14 protein-coding genes are annotated in these 13,887 nt (G+C 64.0%); 6 read left to right on the top strand and 8 right to left on the bottom strand.

All coding sequences use genetic code 11. The features are described 5' to 3' along the window. The first annotated feature begins 53 nt into the window (after positions 1-53). Complete coding sequence (locus tag XH89_RS16310) at positions 54-797, top strand: hypothetical protein (RefSeq protein WP_194467989.1); 744 nt, start codon at positions 54-56, stop codon at positions 795-797. 49 nt (positions 798-846) lie between these two features. Here the strand turns inward: XH89_RS16310 and XH89_RS16315 are convergent, their stop codons facing one another. Together XH89_RS16315 and XH89_RS16320 are read right to left on the bottom strand one after the other, a co-directional pair. Beyond that, complete coding sequence (locus XH89_RS16315) at positions 847-1,128, bottom strand: histone (RefSeq protein ID WP_194467990.1); 282 nt, start codon at positions 1,126-1,128, stop codon at positions 847-849. Between the two features lie 68 nt (positions 1,129-1,196). Continuing rightward, a complete protein-coding gene (locus XH89_RS16320; RefSeq protein WP_246767891.1) occupies positions 1,197-2,642 on the bottom strand; it encodes a deoxyribodipyrimidine photo-lyase in 1,446 nt (481 codons plus the stop codon). Positions 2,643-2,747: 105 nt separating this feature from the next. On the opposite strand from XH89_RS16320, the gene XH89_RS16325 reads away from it, so the two are divergent. Both XH89_RS16325 and XH89_RS16330 read left to right on the top strand, forming a co-directional pair. Beyond that, positions 2,748-4,478 (top strand): methyl-accepting chemotaxis protein, encoded by a 1,731-nt coding sequence (locus XH89_RS16325; RefSeq protein WP_194467992.1) that lies wholly within the window; start codon positions 2,748-2,750, stop codon positions 4,476-4,478. Positions 4,479-4,568: 90 nt separating this feature from the next. Next, positions 4,569-4,964, top strand: coding sequence for a DUF2177 family protein (locus XH89_RS16330; protein WP_194467993.1), 396 nt, complete (start codon positions 4,569-4,571; stop codon positions 4,962-4,964). A 6-nt stretch (positions 4,965-4,970) separates the two neighbouring features. Here the strand turns inward: XH89_RS16330 and XH89_RS16335 are convergent, their stop codons facing one another. After that, positions 4,971-5,630: a peroxiredoxin gene (locus XH89_RS16335; protein WP_194467994.1), complete on the bottom strand. Its 660-nt coding sequence runs from the start codon at positions 5,628-5,630 to the stop codon at positions 4,971-4,973. A 395-nt stretch (positions 5,631-6,025) separates the two neighbouring features. Between XH89_RS16335 and XH89_RS16340 the strand changes: the two genes are divergently transcribed. Further along, positions 6,026-6,610: a hypothetical protein gene (locus XH89_RS16340; RefSeq protein WP_194467995.1), complete on the top strand. Its 585-nt coding sequence runs from the start codon at positions 6,026-6,028 to the stop codon at positions 6,608-6,610. 51 nt (positions 6,611-6,661) lie between these two features. Here XH89_RS16340 and XH89_RS16345 read toward each other — a convergent pair whose 3' ends face one another. Beyond that, positions 6,662-8,518, bottom strand: coding sequence for an alkaline phosphatase family protein (locus XH89_RS16345; RefSeq protein ID WP_194467996.1), 1,857 nt, complete (start codon positions 8,516-8,518; stop codon positions 6,662-6,664). A gap of 931 nt (positions 8,519-9,449) precedes the next feature. Continuing rightward, entirely contained in the window at positions 9,450-9,731 is a 282-nt protein-coding gene (locus tag XH89_RS16350; RefSeq protein WP_194467997.1) for a hypothetical protein, read from the bottom strand. 282 nt (positions 9,732-10,013) lie between these two features. Here XH89_RS16350 and XH89_RS16355 point away from each other — a divergent pair, with 282 nt between their 5' ends. Next, positions 10,014-10,475, top strand: a complete 462-nt coding sequence (locus XH89_RS16355; RefSeq protein ID WP_194467998.1) for a hypothetical protein — start codon at positions 10,014-10,016, stop codon at positions 10,473-10,475. A gap of 24 nt (positions 10,476-10,499) precedes the next feature. Here XH89_RS16355 and XH89_RS16360 read toward each other — a convergent pair whose 3' ends face one another. After that, on the bottom strand, positions 10,500-10,814 hold the full coding sequence (locus XH89_RS16360; RefSeq protein ID WP_194467999.1) for a hypothetical protein: 315 nt from the start codon (positions 10,812-10,814) through the stop codon (positions 10,500-10,502). A gap of 157 nt (positions 10,815-10,971) precedes the next feature. After that, the gene (locus XH89_RS16365; protein WP_194468000.1) at positions 10,972-11,814 is read right to left on the bottom strand and encodes a GNAT family N-acetyltransferase; all 843 of its coding nucleotides are present in this window, start codon (positions 11,812-11,814) and stop codon (positions 10,972-10,974) included. Between the two features lie 135 nt (positions 11,815-11,949). Between XH89_RS16365 and XH89_RS16370 the strand changes: the two genes are divergently transcribed. After that, positions 11,950-12,654 (top strand): SDR family oxidoreductase, encoded by a 705-nt coding sequence (locus XH89_RS16370; protein ID WP_194468001.1) that lies wholly within the window; start codon positions 11,950-11,952, stop codon positions 12,652-12,654. Positions 12,655-12,688: 34 nt separating this feature from the next. On the opposite strand, the gene XH89_RS16375 is transcribed toward XH89_RS16370, so the two are convergent. After that, positions 12,689-13,762, bottom strand: a complete 1,074-nt coding sequence (locus XH89_RS16375; protein ID WP_194468002.1) for a serine hydrolase — start codon at positions 13,760-13,762, stop codon at positions 12,689-12,691. Positions 13,763-13,887 lie beyond the last annotated feature (125 nt).

The following is a 13,887-nucleotide window of genomic DNA, read 5'->3' on the forward strand; positions in this document are numbered from 1 at the left end:
TCTTTCGTGTTAGGCTAACCGCTTTTCGGCGACCCTTTCACACGGTGATTTTCATGAAGAAGGCGGGGCGCGCACTGCTCGGCAGGTCGATGAAGCCGGTCCGGATTGCCTGCATCAACTACGCCAGGGAGTCGATCGACGAGCGCGACATGAGCCGGCTCACCGCGGCACTTCAGAAGTGTTACGACAAGCATTTCCTCCCGGTGTGGGGTTATCCGGTCGAGCTCTATGTCACCCGCAAGCCGAAGCGCACCGATTGGCAGCTCGTCTATTTCGACGATGCCTTGCACAAGAACATGCTCGGGCGCCACGAGCTCACCCATCGCGGCCAACCGATCTCCAAGATCTTCGTCAAGGCGCTGGGGGAGGAGCCGATCAGCGTGGCGGCTTCGCACGAGCTGTTCGAGATGGTGCTCGACCCCCTGGCCAATCTCTGGGCGGACAAGAATCCGAACACCCAATATGCCTATGAGGTTTGCGATGCGGTGGAGGAGGATTCCTTTAACGTCGAGGGATTGCCGATGTCGAACTTCGTCTATCCATCCTGGTTCGAGCCTTTCAAGCACCCCCGTGGCACCAAGTTCGATCACAAGGGGACGCTGAAGGCGCCGTTCTCGATGACTGAGGGCGGCTATGTCATCAAGAAGGTCAACGGCAGGAAGGTGATCAAGGCGTTCGGCTCACCTGCGAAGCGCCGGCGCTTCAATGCGGAAGACCGGCGCGGCCATCGCAGCGAGTTTCGCGATCCGCAAGGCCAGCATCATCCGGGCAGGCGCGCGTCGAAGCGGAGAGGGTAGGAGCAGTCTCCGGGTGCGCCGCCCCCGGAGACTGGCTCTCAAGCTGCGATCAGCGCTTGGCCTTCTTTTTCTTCTTGACCGCCTTTTTCGCGGTCTTCTTGGCGGCCTTCTTCACGGATTTCTTGGCGGCTTTCTTCGACGATTTCTTGGCGGCCTTCTTGGCCTTCTTCTTGGAAGCCTTCTTTGCCTTCTTCGGCGCGACTTTCTTCGCAACCTTCTTGGCGGCTTTCTTCACCTTCTTCACGGCGGTGACGGCGGCATCCTTGGTCGCTTCCACGGCGGTGGTTATCGTCTCCATTGCCTGCTCGGTGATCGGCTTGTCGTCGTCCATATCGTGTCCCCCACGGTTTGCATGGAGTGATGACGATAGCGAGTTTCACAATAGTGTCAAAGCAACGCTCAACTCTTGCGGATCTTTGCGTAAGCGGCGAGTGCGCGCTCGCGTCCCTTGGCATGATCGACGATCGGTTGCGGATAGGTCTTGCCGAGTGTGATGCCTGCGCTGGCCAGTTCGAGCGGCGTCGCCTGCCAGGGCTGGTGGATCAGCTTGGCTGGCAGGTCTTTCAGCTCCGGCACCCAGCGTCGGACATAGGTTCCATCAGGATCGAACTTCTCGCCCTGGAGCACCGGGTTGAAGACGCGGAAGTAGGGGGCGGCGTCGGCGCCGCAGCCGGCCACCCATTGCCAATTGGCCGGATTGCTGCCGGCATCCGCATCGACCAGCGTGTCCCAGAACCAGGCTTCGCCATCGCGCCAGTCGATTAGGAGGTGCTTGACCAGGAACGAGGCGACCACCATCCGCACCCGGTTATGCATCACGCCGGTGTGCCAGAGCTCGCGCAGACCAGCGTCGACGATCGGATAGCCAGTGCGGCCGCGCTGCCAGGCGGCGAGGGCCTTCTTGTCGGTCGTCCAGGGGAAGTCATCGAAGCTGGTTTGGAGGTTTTCGGTGCCGAGATTCGGGTGGTCGTGGAGCAGATGGCGGCAGAACTCGCGCCAGCCCAGTTCGCTCAGGAACTTTTCGATGCCGGGGCCGATCGCCGGATTCTCGGCCGCAGCGAAACGGGCGGCGTGAAAGACCTGACGGGGGCTGAGTTCGCCGAACCGCAGATGCGGGGAGAGGCCTGAGGTGCCCCGGCGATCGGGGCGATCGCGGTCGCCGACATAGTCGTGCGCGGCGTGCTTGAGGAAGTCGCGCAGGCGCGCTCGGGCGGAGGCTTCCCCCGGTGTCCAGGTCTCGCGCAGGCCGCCAGCCCAGTCGGGCTTGCTTGGCTCGAGCGCCCAACTCTCCAGCTTGTCGCTGGCCAGCTTCGGCGCGGGTCGAAGCTGTTTCGGTGCGGGCAGGGGCTTTGGCGGATCGCCGAGCGAGAGCACCCGCCGCCAGAACGGCGTGAACACGCGCAAGCCGCGGCCTTCCTTGTTGCGGATCGCCGAGGGCGGGACGAGCAAGTCGCCGGGAAAACGCTGCGAGGCCACGCCGAGCTCTGCCAGCGCCCCTTCGAGCTGTTTCTCGATGGCCTGTTGCGGGGCCTGAGCGACCGTATTCCAATAGACCGCGCCAGCTTCGCACTTGCGCGCCACCTCTGGGATCACCCGAGCCGCCGTCCCCTTGCGCAGGACGAGCGAGCCGCCACGCGCTGCAATGTCGGCGCCGAGCGCGCGCAGCGACTGTGCCAGCCACCAGCGCGCTGCCCCGCCAGGGGCTCGTCCGGCCGTATCGTCGAGCACGTAGAGGCAAATCACCGGCGCGCCGGATTTGGCGGCGGCGTGAAGGGCTGGGTGGTCAGACAGGCGGAGGTCGTCGCGGAACCAGACGATGACAGGCGGAGGGCTTGAGGTGATCAGGATGTCCTCGTTTACGATTTGGAAACTATTGCCGCGTGGATCACCGTTAATGGGGCCGTAAGTGAATTGCATGAATATGCAGGAGTTCCGGGGGTAGTTCCATCGATGACCAATTCGTTAACGGCGAAGTTCGTGCCGCAGTTCAAGCTGGGTACCAAGGCCGTCCTGTGTGCGGTGCTGCTGATTGCCATGAATACGGCCCTCGTGGTCGGCGCCGGCTATTGGTCGCTCACCTCCGCCTTCAATGACAGGGCTCTGCGCGACATCGAGGTCAATCTGCGCACGTTGGCCCTGGCCTTCGCCGAGATCGTTCCTGACGCCCGGATCACCGTGCGAGACGGCGCGGTGGTGCGCGCCGAGATCGCCAAGATGCCTGATTTTAAGGATCATGCCATCGTCGATCGTGCGGTGTCCTATGTCGGGGGTAGCGCGACCCTGTTCGTGTTCGACGATGCGAGCGGGCAGTTCGTCCGCCGCTCGACCAACTTGAAAAAGGAAAATGGCGACCGTGCCATCGGCACCCAGCTCGCGGCCGATCATCCGGCGCAGGGGCCGCTGCGCCGCGGCGAAGCGTATAAGGGGCCGGCGACGCTGTTCGGCAAGTCCTTCATGACCGGCTATTTTCCGATTTTGGATGCGACCGGCAAGGTCAGCGGGCTGCTCTTTGTCGGCATTCCGATGGCGCAGTACGAGAGCATGCTTGCCCACGCGATCGAGAGCATGGCGGTCGCGGCCGGCATCGCCGCGCTGCTGGTGCTGGTGCTCACCATGCTGGTCGTGCGCCGCGTCACCCGGCCGCTGACCTCGGTTACCCGCTCGCTGACGGCACTCGCCAATGGCCAGAGCGACGTCGCGATCGAGTGTGAGGACCGCGCCGACGAGATCGGCGAGATCGCGCGCACCGTTGCGGTGTTCAAGAGCAATTCACTGGAGCGGGCACGCCTACGCAGCGAACAGGCGGAAGCCGCGGCGGCTGCGACCGAGCAGCGCAAGGCCGACCTTCGCAACTTCGTTGCTGAATTCCGTAGCGGCGTCGGCGGCATCCTCGACAAGGTTCTGCGTTCCTCCGGCGAATTCGAACGCGTGGCGCAGCAGTTGACCGACAACGCGCGCTCGACAGCGGAACTGTCGGCGAAGTCGGCCGGTGCGTCCGAGCAGGCCTCCGACCACGTCCGTTCGGCGGCGTCGGCCTCTGACGAACTGTCTCAATCGATCTCCGAGATCACCCGGAGAGTGCAGGAATCCAACGCGATCTCCGCAGAGGCGGTGCAGCAGGCCGAGGCCACCGATCAGCGCATCGCGCAGCTCTCCGAAGCAGGCTCCCGCATTGGGGACGTCGTCAAGCTGATCACCTCGATCGCCGAGCAGACCAATCTGCTGGCACTGAATGCGACCATCGAGGCCGCCCGCGCCGGCGATGCCGGCCGTGGCTTTGCGGTGGTGGCCCAGGAGGTGAAGACGCTCGCCGGCCAGACCGCCAAGGCGACCGACGAGATTTCCAGCCAGATCGCCAGCATGCAGCTTGCGACCGAGGAATCGGTGACCGCCATCAAGGCGATCACGGAGACGATCGAGCGCATCAGCGGCATCGCAAGCTCGATCTCGAGTGCCGTCGAGCAGCAGAGGAACGCCACCCAGAACATCGCGGCCAGCGTTCGCGCGGCGGCCTCGGGCACCGCCGACGTCGCCGTCAATGTCCGTCAAGCGGCCGAGGGCGCGAGCGAGACCGGCGAGACCTCGAGCCGGATGTTTGCCTCCGCCCAGGCGCTGTCGGGCGAGAGCCTGCATCTGAAGGCCGAGGTCGACAGCTTCCTCGATCGCGTGCAGGCGGCTTGATCTCGGGAGCGGGCTGAAACCATCGGCCCGCCGCGACGTAACTGACGGCATGGTGAGACCGACCGCGCGTCGCGGGCAGGGAGGCCGTCAGTGAACCGCATCGCCGTGCTCTATGTCGCAACCCTGATCGTGCTGACCGGGCTGGATTTCCTGTTCCTGGGTCTGGTCGCCAAGGGCTTTTTCGCCGCGCAGGTTGGCGACATGCTCGGTGATTTGAGGCCGGTGCCCGCCGTGCTGTTCTACCTTCTCTATGTCGTCGGCGTTCTGATCTTCGTCAGCGGATCAGCCGGCGTGACCTGGCAATCGACGTTGCTCTACGGCGTGTTGTTCGGGCTGTTTTGCTATGCGACGTTCGATCTCACCGCGCTGGCGCTGCTCAAGCACTGGAGCTGGCCGGTCGCGTTCGTCGACGTCGGCTGGGGCGCGATGGTGACCGCGGTCTCGTCGACCGCGGGTCTGTTGGTGGCGGATCGGGTGACCGGTTAGCGGCCTTTATTTCGGCTGCGGCACGATCCGGATATAGGGCTTCGGTTCTTTCCAGCCTCGCGGGTAGATCGTCTTGGCCTCGTCATTGGAAACCGAGCCCGCGATGATCACGTCCTCGCCCTGCTTCCAGTCGGAAGGCGTCGCAACGCGATGCTTGGCGGTGAGCTGGAGCGAGTCGATCACGCGCAGGATCTCCTGGAAGTTCCGGCCCGTGGTCATCGGATAGACCAGCACCAGCTTGATCTTCTTGTCCGGCCCGATGACGAAGACGTTGCGGACAGTCTGGTTGTCGGCGGCCGTGCGGACGAGGGGATCGCCTGAGATCGCGGCCGGCAGCATGCCGTAGAGCTTCGAGACGTTGTAGTCGGTGTCGCCGATCATCGGATAGTTCGGGGCGGCGCCTTGCGTCTCCTTGATATCCTCCGACCACTTCGCGTGGCGGTCGACCGGATCGACCGAGAGGCCCATCAGCTTGACGCCGCGCTTGTCGAATTCCGGTTTCAATTTGGCGAGAGCGCCGAGCTCGGTCGTGCAAACCGGCGTGAAGTCCTTCGGGTGCGAAAACAGCAGGGCCCAGCTGTTGCCGATCCAGTCGTGGAACTTGATCTTCCCTTCAGTGGTCTCGGCTTCGAAGTCGGGGGCGGTGGTGCCGATCGGAAGTGTCATGGTTTGACCTCATCGCGTTGAAACTGCTTGGAAATTACCGTCTGGACGTCAAGCCCAGTATAGGGGCTTGCCGACGTCAAGTGAACGCCGTCTGAACTGCTTGAAGTAAAATGTGAATTCCTCCTCTGAAGGGCTGATTTCTCAGCACAATTTTGTTACGGCGGCGCCTGCGGCGAAACACACCTCCACCGGGGCTTCACGGTCTCGATTGCCCCGATAAAGCCTTTTATGACCCGCATCACGCCCGCCCGACGCTCTCCGGAACCGAAACGGTCCTCGCAGCGACTAATCGGCAACCATTGAGAAAAGTCGCGATCCCCATATCCAATCATTAACCACCCCTTTACGCCCAGCATGAAAATGCTGGGCCATCAGAAGAAATCTGGAAGTGAACTATGTCTGCCGCACTGCCCAAGCCCGCTGAAAAGCCCGCGGAGTCCTCGTCCCTCGAACCGTCCTGTCGCGATACCGCGGCCCATGCGCTCTCCATCGTGCGCGACGGCGTGATCACGGGCGAAGGTCCGACCACCAAGGGCCGGGTGCACTTTTCCCGCTCCATCGATGCCGATGACGCCGCCTGGTGCGCCCGGATCCTGACGGCCGCGGCCGTCAACGACCAGCCGGTCAGCCGCGCCGAAGCTGAGGCGCTGTTCGAGATCAACGAGGCCGCGACCGAACGCGCCGATGGCGGCCGGTTCGACGATTTGCTGGCCAAGGCCGTCGCCCATTATGCCGCGAGCGCTTCGGGCCTGAAGGTGCCGCTGCGTAGCGTCGCGCTGGCGCAGGACACCGACATCGAGAGCTGGGCGCCGTCCTATGCCTCCAAGGTCAAGAGCGAGATGCTGGAGTGGATCGCCGGCCAGATGCGCGGCAAGCGCCAGAACAACCGTCGCCTGATGGCGATGGTGGCGACCTTCGTGGGCGCCACCGCGCTGCCTCTGGCGGGCCAATTGCCCAATGTCTTCGACATCGGCATGTAAGAAACGAAATTTTCCCGCGCCCCTTGCGAGGCGCGAGAGCAAGCGGCGGGGTTATTTCCCCGCCGTTTTTTGTTTGCCGGCCTCAGGCTCCAGGCCCAGCGTACGGCCGGGGAATCCGGCGGCGTCGAAATAACGCTGGCTGCCGACGCGCTGGACGTTGAGTACGGTCTCCAGGCCGTTCTCGGACTTCTTCCTGGACCGCTCGACGGCCTTGAACGCCTTCGGCGTAACGCCATTGGGCAGCGCCTCCGACATCACCCGACCGACCAGACCGCCGTTGTGGGAGCCGCGCAGGCCGAGGAGCTGGGCCGCGGTCATGCCGACGTCGGCATTGCTGACCGGCAGCTCGTCGACGAAGCCGGCTTTGAAGTCCGGTCCGATCGCAGCCATGAAGTTGTAGGTGTCGCCGCGGCTGAAGCTGCCATGCATGCCCTGGCCCTGGCGCAGCACGGTGTCGGCCACCTGCACCGAGCAATTGGTCGGCGCCTCGCCGCATTCGCTGGCATAGGAGCGGAAGTTGACCACGATCGCCGGCGTCGGCGTCGCCGCCTTGCCGCGCAGATTGATGCTCGACAGCGGCAGCGTGCCGGGGAAGCGGCCAAGGGAGTCGTCGACGAACAGGCCCGAGACGTAGTCCTGCTCCAGCAGCGCCCTGACGGTCTTCGCCGCCAGCTTCTTGTCCTTGTTCGGCAGGTAGATCAGGTCCGAACCGCCATTGGTGGCGACAACGAGCTCGGGCTTGGTCGGATCCTTGCCGAGCACGCCGTTGCCGGCCTTCGGATGCTTGTTGCCCTCGACCTTCGCGTTCTTGTCGTTCGGGTCGAACAGCGGCAGGTCGAGCGCCTTGGCCAGATCGAGGGCGACGAAGCCCATCGGCAGGAAGTCCTTCGGCGTGTCGTCGTAGCTGACCTTGGCCGAAGGGCTGGTCTTGCTCTCCTTGGAGATGGTCGAGAAGCCGTGGTCGGCCTGGATCATGATGTTGGTGTTGGCAGCGAGCCCGAGCTCATCCAGCGCCTTGCGGATCTGGGCGAGGTTGTTGTCGACGTTCTTGATGCTCGCCATCGTGCTGGGGCCGTTGATGCCCGGCAGGATCTGGTTGAGGCTGTCGCCCTGGTTGTGCTGGGTGCCGTCAGGATCGCGCGACCAGAACACCAGCACGAACGGCTTGTTGCGCGCCTTGAACATCGGCAGCACCACCTTGGTGGCAACATCGGCGAAATAGGCCTGTTGCGTGACGTTGGCGACCGTGGTGCCGGGCGTCTTGGCGTCGCCCGCCTTGGCATTGTCGCCGCGCGTCGGAGCGGCGAGGGGAAGGCCGGCTTTGGTCAGCGCGTCCTTGACCTCGTCCGACAGGGCGACGCCGTTCTTGCCGCCGGTGGAATCGTCGACCACGATCGAATGCTGGCCGGCCTTCTCCGGATGGTCGGTGTGGTCGAACTGGTAGGCCGGGCCGACCTTGCCGATCGTCGCCGTGCTCAGGCCCTTGTCGCGGGCCATCTTCAAAACGGTCTCTTCGTTCAGATAGTCGCCCTTGAAATGCTCGTCGATGTCGCCGAGCACGGCGTCGTTCTCGATGAAGGGGACCACGGTGTCGCCGGCGGGCACCGACGTGTAGTTGGTCCAGATCGTGTTGGAGAACACGCCGGTGTCGCCGAGATAATGGCCGGTCGACATCGCCGAGCCGTTGGCCATGGTGAAAGTCGGGAACAGCGAATGCGAGTTCTTGAAGTTGACGCCCTTGTCGCGGACCTCGGCCATCGCCGGCGCGGTCTCGGAGGTGATCTTCAGCGCCCGCAGCCCGTCGGGAATGAACAGGATCAGGTTGCGGGGCGTGTTGTTTTCGGCGGAGGCAAATCCGGTGGATAGCACTGTCAGCCCGGCTGACAGCAACACCAGTGAACGGCGCATCGAAATCTCCTAACGGTGAGGCGGCTTGGCCGCCGAACCGCGGCCCCCGGCCATCGTTTAGTTTTGCTGTATGACGGTTTTGTTACAAGACCCGATCGGCATGCAGAAGTGACGGGGGGGGGCGAGGAGGCATCCACGGATTCGTCATTGCGAGCGCAGCGAAGCAATCCAGACTGTCACCGCGGAAAGACTCTGGATTGCTTCGCTGCGCTCGCAATGACGGAGCAAGCTGCATCGGCATCGCTCATTGTTTACATCTTCCTCTCAGACGCACCATCGCATTCTCGCGGCTCATCTCGCCCGAGTTTTGTCCGTTGCCTCACCCTCATCTGAAAGAGGGCGCAGGGAAGGCCGGGTGCCCGGCTGGCACCCGCGGTCCACTGTGCGATGGTTGCGCTACAAGAGGCTGCACAGCGGCATACAGGTGAAGCCGAAACATCCGGCCTTCCCTGCGCAGTGGTTTGACGGCTTATGTCGCGATCTCCCCGGGGAGCGATGCACTATTGCCCCCGTCGTCTCGTAGATGACCGATGTGCGCATCCGGTTGGACATTGCACATCACCGCGAGACTTGGCGCACAGGCTCCGGGCGCCAGGACCACACGATTTTGCCGTACGCAGTCACACCGGTCGTTTGCGCGGCGGCCTCGCTCACGGTTGCCCGCCCTGCAAAGCCCTTCGCGCCGATGTGACTAGCGTCCACCGCCGCCCGGCCCGCGTCGTGACGATCGCGATACGCCCCTCTTCCTTGGGCCGGGTCGCCACGACACATGCGATATTTCCGAATTTCGGTAAAGTGGAATATGTTTTGGGGTGGGGAATTGACCCATCTTTCGCGTGTTTTGCCCGTCAGGCAACGCAAGGGCTATGGTCACTAAATGAAGACCCGCCGCTCAGGGAAGCGGCGGGTCCGGGACATGAAATCGTGGCTGCTACCAGCGATAGGGGCCGCTCAGCGTGCCGTTGTTGTTGCCGTCGGGGCCGACATCGCCCTGCGTCGAGCTCGGCGTCGGATGATTGGTGCCGTTATAGGCCCCGTACGGGCCCGCGACATCAGGATAATAGGCGCGCGGCTGAACCGGCTCATAGGCGGGGGCGGTGCGATCCCAGCCCACACGCGGCCCGTTCCAATCGTAGCCCTGTGCCGACGCGGCCGTGGTGCCCGCGACCAGGGATGCCGTGATCAGGCAGAGGAGTTTTGACTTGTTCTGCATATGAGATGCTCCTTGTGTCGGGAGCCAACTGCTGCAATGCGGGAGCGTTCCGAGCCTGTCGGGTCCATGCGATCAACTGCGATCAACAGGTCATGAGGCGGCGTTCCGGGGAACGAAGTGTTTGAAACTCGGGCGGAATCCCCGACGTACTGCCGCAGCCGGTTCCGTGTTAAGTGCGTGCCTTAACCAATAATTAATTATACGTTTGCGGCTGGGCGACAGCCCGGCCTAGCGTGCGGTGGGGAGCCGCTATCCGCGAAGCCAAACGAGTTGGTGCGTATCATGATGTCCAGATCACAAGGGGCGTTGCTCGCCTCGCTCAGCGCAGCTGCGCTGCTCCTTAGCCTCAGCGATGGTGTTGCACGACCGGCCGGCGCCGCCACGCAGGGCATGGTGGCCGCGGCTGCGCCGCCCGCCGCAGTACATGCGCCGATCGCGCCGGGCGCACGGTTCCGCGGCCGCAGCAATCGCTTCAACAATCCCTGGGTCTATTGGCCGGGCGGCGGCGGGTTCTTCTACGACGGCGCGAGCTATGCCGAGCCGTTCGTTGATGCCGGGCAGCCTGTCACCAACGACGTTCGCTATACCTACACCTACGACGTTCCCTGGGACTGGGCCCATCGCTTCCCGCCGAACGTCGTGCCGTCCGACCGGCCCTATGTCTCGAGCTGTCCGACCGAGCAGGTGACGGTGCCCGGCCGCGGTGGCGGCGAGCACATCGTCAACATCATGCGTTGCTACTGAGCAGGGCGCTGCATTCGCGGCTCACTACAGAATGCCTGCCGCGGCGGCTTGGTCGCGGTCGGACTGTTTCCGCCTGACATTCGCAAGCTCGCGGCTGCAGGCCACAAACGCTGATGTCCCCGGGCGCAGTCCGAACTGACCGCAGACATCCCGATCTTCATCGGCGATGAGGCGCGCGAGGTCCGCCTGGGCGGCCTCGCGCATCGCAGGCGCCGAGGCGAGCGCGTGCAGCCCGAGCGCCGTTACAACGGCAAGCACCAACGCGGCAGCGACGCCGAGGCGCTGCGTGTCATCGCCCGTTTGTTCGGAAAGGCGAGTCTTGCTTTTGGCTTCCGTCATGAAATCCTCTCGCATAAAATATCGATAGGCAGAAAAATGACGTTCGAACCGTCCGGCAAATTCGGCGGATCGAATACTGATACACGCTGCTTCGCAGCGGTGACGTGAAACAGATTACAAATTTCAAGCCGGCGCAGGGCCGAATTCAAAGTCGCTATTAGCCCAGTTCAAAGCTGGTTACGCCGAACACGCGGTCGAGCCGCAATGATGCGATCGGTCCAGTGTACATTCGCGCCGTTTCGAATGTCGGCTTCAGCCCGAGGGATTCCGCAACCGCGATAGCATCGCGGTTCATGGCGGGGATGTCGAGCACAATCTCGTTGCTGCCGGGGCTCGCCAGCAAAGCCTGCAATACGGCCTCCGCCGCGGCGCGGTCGTCGGCTACCATCGGGCCGATCTTGCGGCCGATTCGACAGGGACGGATCACGCCCCACGCGGCAAGCTTGCCGTCGCACAACAGTGCGCGGCCAACGTGTCCCGGCGTGTTGATCCAGGCGCGCAAGAAGGCCTCGCGCGGGGCAGGGAAAACGGTGGCGTCGTCGGCTTGCACAAGGGCAAACGGGATCGTGTCGAGCGCAACAATCTCGGCGGGCGGATTTGGTGGCGCGGTGACGGCGCCGCCGTAGCGGATGTTGGCGTAAGCCAGCTGGAAGCCGGACTTCTTGTAATTGTCCTGCTGCGCTACGACGCCGTCGAGCCCGATCACGCGCGAGCCGGCATGTGCGATTGCAGCGTTCCAGATGCGCAGGCCGTGGCCTCTGCCACGAAAGCCTGCGCGCACGATGTAGAAGCCGAGGAAGGCGAAACGATCGTCGTAGGTGACGCAGGAGACGGTCGCGACCGGCTCGCCGTCGATCTCGCCGACGAAGAAGCCTTTCGCGTCGGGAATCGCGAAGCAGGCGGCATCCCGCAGGCCGGGATTCCAGCCCTCAGCCGCGGCCCAGTCGATCGCGATGGAGATCTCCTCTGGCCGTAAATTGCGGATCTGCAAATCGCTCATGTCGTGGTGCCTCGTGGCAATGGACCTGTGGGCAAGTCTGGCTGTAGAAGGCGCGATAACAGGCTGAACCTTGGCAGACTGAACCTTGTCGGACTCCTTGGGCTCGCCTCAACGCTATCACAGGGATATCTGGTCATGGCAGCAGAGAAGGTCGCACTCGTAACCGCGGGCGGCAGCGGCATGGGGGCAGGGGCTGCGTGGCGGCTCGCCGCCGACGGCTTTCGCGTCGGGATCCTGTCGTCCTCCGGCAAGGGCGAGGCGCTTGCGGCCGAGCTCGGCGGTTTGGGCGTCACCGGCTCCAACAAGTCCAATGACGATCTGAAGCGCCTCGTCGACGGTGCGCTGGCAAAGTGGGGGCGGATCGACGTGCTCGTCAACAGCGCCGGCCACGGCCCGCGCGCGGCCATCACCGAAATTACCGACGAGCAGTGGCATCTCGGCCTCGACACCTATTTGCTCAACGTGATCCGTCCGGTCAGGCTGGTGACGCCGGTGATGCAGGCGCAGAAGGGCGGTGCCATCATCAACATCTCGACCGCCTGGGCGTTCGAGCCGAGCGCGATGTTCCCGACCTCGGCAGTGTTCCGCGCCGGCCTCGCCGCCTTCACAAAGATCTTCACCGACACCCATGCGGCAGACAACATCCGCATGAACAATGTGCTGCCGGGCTGGATCGACAGCCTGCCGCAGACGGAGGCGCGCCGCGACAGCGTGCCGCTGAAGCGCTACGGCAAGGTCGAGGAGATCGCGGCGACGATCTCCTTCCTCGCCTCCGACGGCGCCGCCTATATCACCGGCCAGAACATCCGCGTCGATGGCGGGCTGACGCGCTCGGTTTGAGGGCGGCCAAATTCGAATAGCGTTCCTCCGCGCCTCAGCTGTGTGCGGTCAGCAGGTGCGCCAGCGCGGGCAAAATCCTGTAGCGGGCGATCTCGTGCGGATATTCGCCGCGATTGGCGAGCAGCACGATGCCGATCCGGCGTGACGGCACCAGGCCGATATAGCCGGAGGCGTTGTTGAGGCCGCCCGGCTTGTCGACAACAGTGAGGCCATCGAGATGCACAGTCTCCCAGGCCATCGCTTGACCGAACGAGGCCTGTCCGAACGTCTGGTCGGTGCGAAAGCTCTCACGCTGCGTCATCCGCAGCGCCTCGCGCAAATGCGGGTCGATCGCGCGGCCGTCGACGCAGGCCGACACGAATGTCGCAAGGTCTCGCGCGGACGAGAACATCTGGCCAGTGCCGGGGAAGTCGAAATAGCTCTGCTGGCCTCCGATCGGGCCGATCGTGCTGCCCTGGTCGGAATAGCCCTGCGCGACGCGCCGCAGCGTCGCCGCATCCATGATCGCGCGGTTGTCCGGTCCGCGTTCGGGAGCCGATGTGGCATGCATGCCGAGCGGCGTGAGGACGCGGCTTTCGATCAACTTTGCGATCGGCGCGCGATAACAGCGCTCGAGCACGAGCTGGAGCAGCACGTAGCCGGCATGGCTGTAGATGCGCTGCTTGCCAGGCACGACGCCCACGGGCGGCGCGAAGGCGTTGAGCATGTCGATGAATTGCGCCTGGGAGTAGGAATCGTTCGGCCAAGGCGGGTGATCGGTCGGCAGCAGCAATCCCGATGTGTGCGTGGCGAGCTCGCCGACGGTGACGTTGCGGACGTAGGCGCCGCTCAGCTCCGGCAGATATTTCGGCAGGGGATCGTCGAGCTTGAGCTCGCCGCGGAGCGTGCCTGACGCCACCAGCGTCGCCTCGAACGGCTTTCTCAGAGAGGCGAGATTGAACAGCGTGTCCGGCGTCACCGGCCGTTTACTGGCCTCGTCCGCAAAGCCGTAGTTGAAGAATTCGACATGACGGCCGGCATAGAGGGCGGCGGCGAGGCCGCCCGGATGCTCCGGTGTCGCAGTCGGCGCGAGCTCGCCAGCCACGATGTCGCGCATCTGCGCGATCATGTCCGAATCCGCCGCGGCGCGGCGCGATCCGGCGAACGCTGCCGCGAGAGGAATAAGCGCAGCGCGGGCGAGGGATCGCCGGGTGATGTGGGGTGGATTGTCAACAGGCGGCACGTGCTCTGACT

The sequence above is a fragment of the Bradyrhizobium sp. CCBAU 53340 genome (assembly GCF_015291645.1).
Classification (GTDB): Bacteria; Pseudomonadota; Alphaproteobacteria; order Rhizobiales; family Xanthobacteraceae; genus Bradyrhizobium.

Bases quoted from the DNA above. Each gene is read 5' to 3' on its own strand.
- XH89_RS16310 (WP_194467989.1), top strand. From the start codon at position 54: ATGAAGAAGGCGGGGCGCGCACTGCTCGGCAGGTCGATGAAGCCGGTC.
- XH89_RS16315 (WP_194467990.1), bottom strand. From the start codon at position 1,128: ATGGACGACGACAAGCCGATCACCGAGCAGGCAATGGAGACGATAACC.
- XH89_RS16325 (WP_194467992.1), top strand. From the start codon at position 2,748: ATGACCAATTCGTTAACGGCGAAGTTCGTGCCGCAGTTCAAGCTGGGT.
- XH89_RS16335 (WP_194467994.1), bottom strand. From the start codon at position 5,630: ATGACACTTCCGATCGGCACCACCGCCCCCGACTTCGAAGCCGAGACC.
- XH89_RS16340 (WP_194467995.1), top strand. From the start codon at position 6,026: ATGTCTGCCGCACTGCCCAAGCCCGCTGAAAAGCCCGCGGAGTCCTCG.
- XH89_RS16345 (WP_194467996.1), bottom strand. From the start codon at position 8,518: ATGCGCCGTTCACTGGTGTTGCTGTCAGCCGGGCTGACAGTGCTATCC.
- XH89_RS16350 (WP_194467997.1), bottom strand. From the start codon at position 9,731: ATGCAGAACAAGTCAAAACTCCTCTGCCTGATCACGGCATCCCTGGTC.
- XH89_RS16355 (WP_194467998.1), top strand. From the start codon at position 10,014: ATGATGTCCAGATCACAAGGGGCGTTGCTCGCCTCGCTCAGCGCAGCT.
- XH89_RS16360 (WP_194467999.1), bottom strand. From the start codon at position 10,814: ATGACGGAAGCCAAAAGCAAGACTCGCCTTTCCGAACAAACGGGCGAT.
- XH89_RS16365 (WP_194468000.1), bottom strand. From the start codon at position 11,814: ATGAGCGATTTGCAGATCCGCAATTTACGGCCAGAGGAGATCTCCATC.
- XH89_RS16370 (WP_194468001.1), top strand. From the start codon at position 11,950: ATGGCAGCAGAGAAGGTCGCACTCGTAACCGCGGGCGGCAGCGGCATG.
- XH89_RS16375 (WP_194468002.1), bottom strand. From the start codon at position 13,762: ATGATCGCGCAGATGCGCGACATCGTGGCTGGCGAGCTCGCGCCGACT.